We start from the raw sequence: 7698 nt of genomic DNA on the forward strand, positions 1-7698 counted from the left end.
GAAACGATGGAATGCATTATGTCCGAATGGCCTTTACCTGATTTTGAGCAAAAAATCTGCCCGCCTGAGGCGCTTGTCGAACGCTTGGCTGCTTTGCCGCGCCCGCTGGTGTTTACCAACGGCTGTTTTGATATTTTGCACCGCGGCCATGTTACCTATTTAGCGCAGGCACGCGCAACCGGTGCGGCCATGATTTTGGCCTTAAACACTGATGGTTCCGTGCGCCGTCAAGGCAAGGGTGACGACCGCCCGATTAATCCTTTAGAAAATCGTGCGGCGGTAGCGGCAGCGTTGGCCAGCGTAGACGTGGTGACGTGGTTTGATGACGATATGCCGGCTGCTTTGATTGAGTTGGTTAAGCCGGATATTTTGGTTAAAGGCGGGGATTGGACGGTAGACAAAATCGTCGGTTCGCAAGAAACGTTGGCGCGTGGCGGCAAGGTGTATTCGATTCCGTTTTTGCACCAAACGTCCACCACGCAAACACTGGCGAAAATCCGTGCCGCAGAGGTAGCCGGTAAATGAGCAGCATGAAGCCTCAGCATTGGCAGGTATTGGCGGCGCTTTCAGACGGCTTGCGGCAGCATGTGTCGCAATTGAGCCGTTTGGCCGGTGTGAAGCCGCAACAACTCAACGGATTTTGGCAGCAAATGCCGCCGCATATTCGCGGTTTGTTGCGCCAACACGACGGGCAATGGCGACTGGTACGGCGTTTGGCGGTGTTTGAAGCCGAAGCTTTGCAACGTTTGGCACAGGTTTATGGTTTTCAGACGGCCTTAAAGCACGAATGCGTTTCCAGCAATGATGAAATATTGGCTTTGGCGCGCGAATCGGCACAAAAAGCACACAAAGCTTTGTGTGTGGCGCATTTTCAAAGTAAAGGACGCGGGCGTCAGGGGCGCAGTTGGCAGCATCGTTTGGGTGAATGCTTGATGTTCAGTTTCGGCTGGGCATTTGAGAAGCCGCAGCACGAATTAAGTGCGTTGGCCTTGGTTGCGGCGTTGGCCTGTCACCGTGCTTTGGCAAAATTAGGATTGAACACGGAAATCAAATGGCCGAATGATTTGGTGGTCGGGCGAGATAAGCTCGGCGGCATTCTCATCGAAACCGTGCGAAACGGCGGGCAAACGGTTGCAGTGGTCGGTATCGGTGTGAACTTTGTGTTGCCCAAAGAAGTAGAAAACGCCGCTTCGGTACAGGCTTTGTTTCAGACAGCCTCACAGCGCGGTGCGACGGTTAACCAATTGATGAGCGCCTTGCTGGCTGAATTAAACAGGGCGTTCGAAGCCTTTGCGCAAAGCGGTTTCAATACAATGTTGGGCGAATATCAGGCCGCTAACCGCGACCACAACCGTTCTGTCATATTGTTGCGGGACGGCGTGGCGGTGTATGAAGGTACGGTATCGGGTGTAAACGAGCAGGGCGCGTTGCGTTTGGCTACCGACACAGGTGAAAAAACCATCGTCAGTGGCGAAATCAGTTTGCGGCCGAATGATAATCCGCTGCCGCAAACCATTGTGCGCAACGAACGCTATCTGCTGCTTGACGGTGGCAACAGCCAACTGAAATGGGCATGGGTGGAAAACGGCGCGTTCAGCGAAGTGAGCCGCGCGCCTTACCGCGATTTGAGCCGCTTGGGTGAAGAATGGCGCGAGCGTTCAGACGGCCTGGTGAAAGTGGTGGGATGCGCAGTGTGTGGCGAAACCAAAAAAGCCTTGGTCGCGGAGCAATTGTCCCGGTCGATCGAATGGCTGCCGTCAATGGTGCAGGCCTTGGGTGTGCGCAATCATTACCGCAATCCGGCTGAACATGGTTCCGACCGTTGGTTCAATGCCTTGGGCAGCCGCCGTTTCAGTCAAAACGCCTGCGTGGTGGTAAGCTGCGGCACAGCAGTCACCACCGATGCGCTGACTGACGACAATCACTATCTCGGCGGCACGATTATGCCCGGCTTTCATCTCATGAAAGAAGCGATGGCGCTGAAAACCGCCAATCTCAACCGCCCTATCGGTAAGGTCTATCCTTTCCCGACGACCACATCCAATGCTTTGGCCAGCGGCATGATGGATGCGGTGTGCGGTGCACTGATAATGATGCACGGCCGTCTGAAACAAAAAGCCGGCTCGGAAAAAAAAGTTGACGTCATCATCACCGGTGGCGGTGCGGCCAAAGTAGTGCAGGCCTTACCGGAAGCTTTTGTTTTGGACAATACAGTCAAAATTGTAGATAATCTCGTCATTTACGGCTTACTCAACTGGATAGAACAAAAATGAAATGGTTATTCGCTGTGTTGGTCGCGCTTAATATCATCGTATTCGGGGGAATGGTGGCGCACCGCATGACAGAAAAACAGCCTGAGGCAGCCAAGGCGCCGCTGGAAGGCGGAACACACGAATTGGCACGTCCGGCTTCTTTGGAGCCGCAACCTGTTGCGCCGTCTGAAAACAGCGCGCCGGAGTGGGTTAGCGTGCCGGAAAACAATGCCGATATTCCGGAGCCTGAATCGGAAGAAGCCATTGCCGCACGCAAACAAAAAGAGCGGGAAGAAAAGCTGGCTAAAGAGAAAAAGGCACGTGAAGAAAAAGCCAAGCGTGAAAAAGAAGCGCAGCAAAAAGGTGCAGATTCTCAACTGGCAATGCAGGCCAATGTCGAACAGGGTGATAACTCATCGCGTCAATGCGTTGCTACCGCCAGCGTTTCCATGGATGAAGACGATTATCATCGCATCAAAGGCCTGTTGACCCGTTGGCCGCATGCCGCCAGCCGCAGCGTGGAAAAACGTTCGGCCAAAAAAGGCGAAAATGCGGTGAATAAAACCTTCCGCGTGTTGCTGCCGTCCGACGGCGATGCCGTGACGCAGCTGGAAAACTTAAACAGCAAAGGCTTTACCGGTGTGGTGTACAACGGTGAAATCAGCGTCGGTGTGGCCCGCAGCCGTTCTTCTGCACAAATCCTGATTTCACGCTTGGCCGGTGCCGGTTTCGGTGGCGCGCGTATTTGGGAACAGGAAGAAAAAGGTAGCACACCTAACGGCACTTTGAGCGTCTCGCGCATGACCGTAACCTTTATGGCGGTTAACGAACGTGATGCACAAGATATCCGCAATGTGGTAGGGCGCTACGGTAATCTTAATGTGAGAGCCTGTCGTTAGTTAAATAATGCAAGGCCGTCTGAAAAATGTGTGAGGTTTTCAGACGGCTTGGGACTTTTGCAAAACTCCCTGAAAAGCCACGGCACCAAGAATCGACGTCATTCCCGCGCAGGCGGGAATCCATGTTTGAACATGGCAAACTATTGAATAAAATAAGTTTCTGAAATTTTAAGATGGATCCCGATTCCGCCTTTGCGGAAATGACGGCTGTTTAGTTTTTTATTGATGGTTCATGAGGTTTTGCGAAGGCTCCGGCCTTTTTATTTCATGTACTTATCAAACAGCAAACCCGTTGTCCAGACAACGGGTTTGCTGTTTTCGGTTTTGAGTATCTGATAAAGGGAACAGTCAATATGTCGTATACGCACACTCCGTAAAGACATCGGCAAGGGAGATTGGCCGACGAACAAAGTTTAAGGAAAAATTAATAAGGGTTCATTCTGTCGTTTAATGGCTCGGTGCAGGACGCTGCCGAGTGAGTTTTATTATACTATAATAATAACTATTATCAATAACAAAGTGTGTTTGCTAGGAAATTTTTTATTAAATAATTGAATTATATAGAAATAAAATTTTGTGTCTCAGATATTCAAACATAAAAACAGACATAGCAGCAAACAATCAACATGCCCAAGCCTGTGCAAATACCGTATAATTCCACACCACTCTTTTGATTAAACTTTTCTGAAAAGGCCGTCTGAAAACCATGCAGCAAACCTATTTTCAAGTACAACGTGATTTGCTTGAAGCCAATCAACTTTCACCAGAATTGTTGGCCAAAAGCCTGAGCCTAATCGGCGCGCATCATGTCGATTATGCCGATATTTACTGTCAGCGCACGGCCTATGAAAGCTGGCATTTGGAAGAAGGCATGGTGAAATCGGGCAGTTTTCAGATTGACCAAGGCGTTGGCGTGCGTGCCGTATCGGGCGATAAAACAGCCTTTGCCTATGCCGACAGTCTCAACATCGATTCGATTAACCGATCAGCCCAAGCCGTGCGCGTAATTGGGGCGGCGGGGAGCGGGCAAAGCATTAAAGTGCCTGGCGCGGTGTACGGCAAACCCGTCCATGCCGTGATTGACCCGATTGCCAGTTTGGATTCGGCAGCCAAAGTAGCTTTGTTGAACAAAGTCGAAGCCTTAGCCAAGGCTGCCGATCCGCGTATTGTGCAAGTGATGGCGGGTTTGACCTGCGAACACGACATGATTTATCTCGCGCGTTTAGACGGCAAACACGCCGCCGACATCCGCCCCATGGTGCGTCTGAATGTGAGCGTGATTGCTAAGCAGGGCGACCGTCGCGAGCAGGGCGGTTCGGGGGGCGGCGGCCGTTACGATTTGGCTTGTTTTGATGAACAATTGGTGCAAAAGTTTGTTGATTCCGCCGTGAAACAAGCTCTGACCAATCTCGAATCGCGTCCTGCACCTGCCGGTGAAATGACCGTGGTTTTGGGCAACGGTTGGCCGGGCGTGTTGTTGCACGAAGCCGTCGGTCATGGCTTGGAAGGCGATTTTAACCGCAAAGAAACCAGCGTGTTTACCGGCCGCATCGGTGACCAAGTAGCAGCCAAAGGCGTAACCGTAGTTGACCAAGGCGACATTGCCGAGCGCCGAGGCTCGTTGAATATCGACGACGAAGGCAACGAAACCCGCCGCACCGTGTTGATCGAAGACGGTATTTTGGTCGGCTACATGCAAGACGAAACCAACGCGCGCCTGATGGGTGTACCGGCCACCGGCAACGGACGCCGTGAAAGTTACGCCTCCGCCCCTATGCCGCGCATGACCAACACCTTTATGGAAAACGGCGCCTACGACCCGCAAGAAATCATCGCATCGGTGGATAAAGGCATTTACGCTGTCAATTTCGGCGGCGGGCAAGTTGACATCACCAGCGGCAAATTCGTGTTTTCCGCATCCGAAGCGTGGTGGGTTGAAAACGGCAAGCTGCAATATCCGGTCAAAGGTGCGACCATCATCGGCAGCGGTTCGGAAGTGCTGAAACACGTTTCCATGGCCGGCAACGATACCGCGCTCGACAGCGGCGTGGGCGTGTGCGGCAAAGACGGCCAAAGCGTACCCGTCGGCGTAGGACAACCGACCTTGCGTATTGATGCGGGGCTGACCGTTGGGGGAAGTGAAATTTAAGTGATAGGCCGTCTGAAATTAAACTTTTCAGACGGCCTTTATATTTACCAAAAAATACATTTTCAGACGGCTGGTAACGGTTTTTCTGTTACGATGAAGACACGTTGTAAAAAGTATTTTCATTCGAATAAGGAGAAAACCATGAGTACGGATACCCCAACCAATCAAGCCAGCACTTTCGATGTGTCTTCGGCTGCCGAAATGGAAGCCCTGGAGCGTGAATTGGTGATTGAAGATTCAGTAGACAGCGTGGTACGTTATGCCGAAGAACCGTTGTCTGACGAAGAAATCGAAGCGCGTAAATTGGATGAAGAAGAGATTGTGCCGGATTCCGGTCCGATCGGCGGCTTGGAAATCAAAGCCGACGAATAACCATCAAATGAAAACACCGGCCGTCTGAAACTGTTTCAGACGGCCTTTTCTTTGGGCTTCGTGTTAAAATGCCGTCTGAATGATTAGCCATTGAAGAAATAATAATGAATCAACAGATCCAACACGCATTAGGGCAGCTTAATCGGCTGATTTTGGGGAAAGAATTGGTTTTGCAGCAATTGATGGCCGCAGTTTTGGCAGGTGGGCATGTGCTGCTGGAAGATGTACCGGGCGTGGGCAAAACCACTTTGTCGCAAGGCGCGGCGACAGTATTGGGTTTGCGTTACCAACGCGTGCAGTTTACCAACGACATGCTGCCCTCGGATTTGCTGGGCGTGAATATTTTTCGTCCGAATGAAGACAGATTCGAGTTTCATCCGGGCCCGGTGTTTCATGAGTTTTTGCTGGCCGACGAAATCAACCGTGCATCACCGAAGCTGCAATCGGCTTTGTTGGAAGCGATGGAAGAGCGGCAGGTGTCGGTGGACGGCAAAACCTATACGCTGCCCAAGCCCTTTATTGTGATGGCCACGCAAAACCCGACTGAGCAGCTCGGCACGTTTCCATTGCCCGAATCGCAGCTCGACCGCTTTATGATGCGTTTGAGTATGGGCTACCCGGCCGCGGAAGCGGAAAAGCAGCTTTATTTTCAAGGCAGCAGTCGTAATTTGATGACGCAGTTGCAAGCAGTGTGCGACGCGCAGACTTTACAGCAATGGCAGCAGGCGGCGGCGAAGGTGCAGTTTTCGCCAGCAGCAGCGGATTATGTGTTCCGCTTGGTGCAGGCCACGCGCCAGTCCGGCCGTTTTGTGATGGGACTCAGCCCGCGCGCCGGTTTGGCGGTGGTGAATGCGGCCAAAGCGTGGGCATTTATGCAGGGCAGAAACCATGTGTTGCCTGACGACATTAAGGCGGTATGGGTGGCCGTGGCGAATCACCGCGTCAAACCGGTGCAGCAGGGTTTGACTTCTTCCCGAATCTTAAGCGATTTACTTAATCATGTGGCCGTCTGAACAGCACCCGCCGGTGCTGCCCGATGAAGCAGCGGCTTGGCGCAACCTGCGCATCCGTCCGACACGATTGGGGCTGGGCTTGGCGGTAATGGTGGCCTTGCTGTGGCTGGTGGGATTGAATTATCAGGCCAACTTGGCTTATGTGGCCGCGTTTTGGCTGTTTGGTTTTATTGTTATCGGCACGATGCAAAATGTGCAACAATTGCTCGGGTTGCGGTTGGTGTGGCTGATGCCGTCTGAAATCTTTGTCGGTGCCCCGACCGTGCTGACCTTACAGGTTGAAGGTAAAGTGCGCCGTCGTTGGCTGTGGGTGCAGGCAGATAATCAGGAGCGCCGGCAGGAATGGCGGGTTTCAGACGGCCAACCGAATGTGGAATTGCCACTGGAGGCGCATCTGCGTGGCTATGTGTTTCTGCCTGAGTGGCATATTACCAGCGCCGCGCCTTTCGGGATTTGCACGGTAGAAGCGGTGTGGCAGGGGCTGAGCGACAAAGTGGCTTTTCCCGCACCGGTGGCGCATGACGTGCCGTCTGCGTTTCATGCCGACGAAGTCCGCGAAGCCCGTGCCGTGTTTGCCCAAAGCAGCGACGATTTGTCGCATTTGCAGGTGCACGCCGACGGCACATCTTTGCAGCACGTCGCCTGGAAAGCCTATGCCAAAACCGGCCAACTGCTCGACAAACGTTTTGAAGCGCAAGACCAAAGCAGCAGCAGCCACATCATTTCCTACCGGGATTACCCGCAAGGGGCGAGCGTGGACGCATTGGCCGGCTGGTTGTGTTTCCGCGTATTGCAAGCCGAACGAAACGGCGCACGCTATGAATTGGAATTGCCCGATCAAAATATTGTGCCGCAAAAAGGGCAGCGAGAGATGAGTTTGACTGCGTTGGCGCTGTGGTAAATCACAAACTAAAAGGTCTCAGGTGTAGAAAACCCTAGCGTTGTTTACACTTTTGCTTTTTTGCTTGAAGATCCATTTTGGGATTTTTGAGTGTTGTCAAGAATGCCGAAAG

General features: G+C 52.4%; 7 protein-coding genes. All 7 read left to right on the forward strand.

Annotated elements, in window-relative coordinates; genetic code table 11:
• The first annotated feature begins 18 nt into the window (after positions 1-18).
• The 7 genes from ACFPVS_RS04285 to ACFPVS_RS04315 all read left to right on the forward strand — a co-directional run bounded on the left by ACFPVS_RS04285 (position 19) and on the right by ACFPVS_RS04315 (position 7586).
• The gene (locus ACFPVS_RS04285; protein WP_096296198.1) at positions 19-525 is read left to right on the forward strand and encodes an adenylyltransferase/cytidyltransferase family protein; all 507 of its coding nucleotides are present in this window, start codon (positions 19-21) and stop codon (positions 523-525) included.
• Entirely contained in the window at positions 522-2273 is a 1752-nt protein-coding gene (locus ACFPVS_RS04290) for a bifunctional biotin--[acetyl-CoA-carboxylase] ligase/type III pantothenate kinase (RefSeq protein ID WP_096296025.1), read from the forward strand. Before ACFPVS_RS04285 ends, ACFPVS_RS04290 begins: the two co-directional genes overlap by 4 nt.
• Positions 2270-3151, forward strand: coding sequence for a cell division protein (locus ACFPVS_RS04295; protein ID WP_378595437.1), 882 nt, complete (start codon positions 2270-2272; stop codon positions 3149-3151). The genes ACFPVS_RS04290 and ACFPVS_RS04295 overlap by 4 nt, the downstream gene beginning before the upstream one ends.
• Before the next feature lie 706 nt (positions 3152-3857).
• Entirely contained in the window at positions 3858-5300 is a 1443-nt protein-coding gene (gene tldD, locus ACFPVS_RS04300; protein WP_123803615.1) for a metalloprotease TldD, read from the forward strand.
• A gap of 141 nt (positions 5301-5441) precedes the next feature.
• Complete coding sequence (locus ACFPVS_RS04305) at positions 5442-5672, forward strand: hypothetical protein (protein WP_096296024.1); 231 nt, start codon at positions 5442-5444, stop codon at positions 5670-5672.
• Positions 5673-5776: 104 nt separating this feature from the next.
• Positions 5777-6685: an AAA family ATPase gene (locus ACFPVS_RS04310; RefSeq protein ID WP_096296023.1), complete on the forward strand. Its 909-nt coding sequence runs from the start codon at positions 5777-5779 to the stop codon at positions 6683-6685.
• Positions 6672-7586, forward strand: coding sequence for a DUF58 domain-containing protein (locus ACFPVS_RS04315; protein ID WP_096296022.1), 915 nt, complete (start codon positions 6672-6674; stop codon positions 7584-7586). The genes ACFPVS_RS04310 and ACFPVS_RS04315 overlap by 14 nt, the downstream gene beginning before the upstream one ends.
• The last annotated feature ends 112 nt before the right edge of the window (positions 7587-7698 follow it).

The organism is Neisseria weixii, from assembly GCF_042658245.1.
Classification (GTDB): Bacteria; Pseudomonadota; Gammaproteobacteria; order Burkholderiales; family Neisseriaceae; genus Neisseria; species Neisseria weixii.

Bases quoted from the DNA above. Each gene is read 5' to 3' on its own strand.
- ACFPVS_RS04285 (WP_096296198.1), top strand. From the start codon at position 19: ATGTCCGAATGGCCTTTACCTGATTTTGAGCAAAAAATCTGCCCGCCT.
- ACFPVS_RS04290 (WP_096296025.1), top strand. From the start codon at position 522: ATGAGCAGCATGAAGCCTCAGCATTGGCAGGTATTGGCGGCGCTTTCA.
- ACFPVS_RS04295 (WP_378595437.1), top strand. From the start codon at position 2,270: ATGAAATGGTTATTCGCTGTGTTGGTCGCGCTTAATATCATCGTATTC.
- tldD (WP_123803615.1), top strand. From the start codon at position 3,858: ATGCAGCAAACCTATTTTCAAGTACAACGTGATTTGCTTGAAGCCAAT.
- ACFPVS_RS04305 (WP_096296024.1), top strand. From the start codon at position 5,442: ATGAGTACGGATACCCCAACCAATCAAGCCAGCACTTTCGATGTGTCT.
- ACFPVS_RS04310 (WP_096296023.1), top strand. From the start codon at position 5,777: ATGAATCAACAGATCCAACACGCATTAGGGCAGCTTAATCGGCTGATT.
- ACFPVS_RS04315 (WP_096296022.1), top strand. From the start codon at position 6,672: ATGTGGCCGTCTGAACAGCACCCGCCGGTGCTGCCCGATGAAGCAGCG.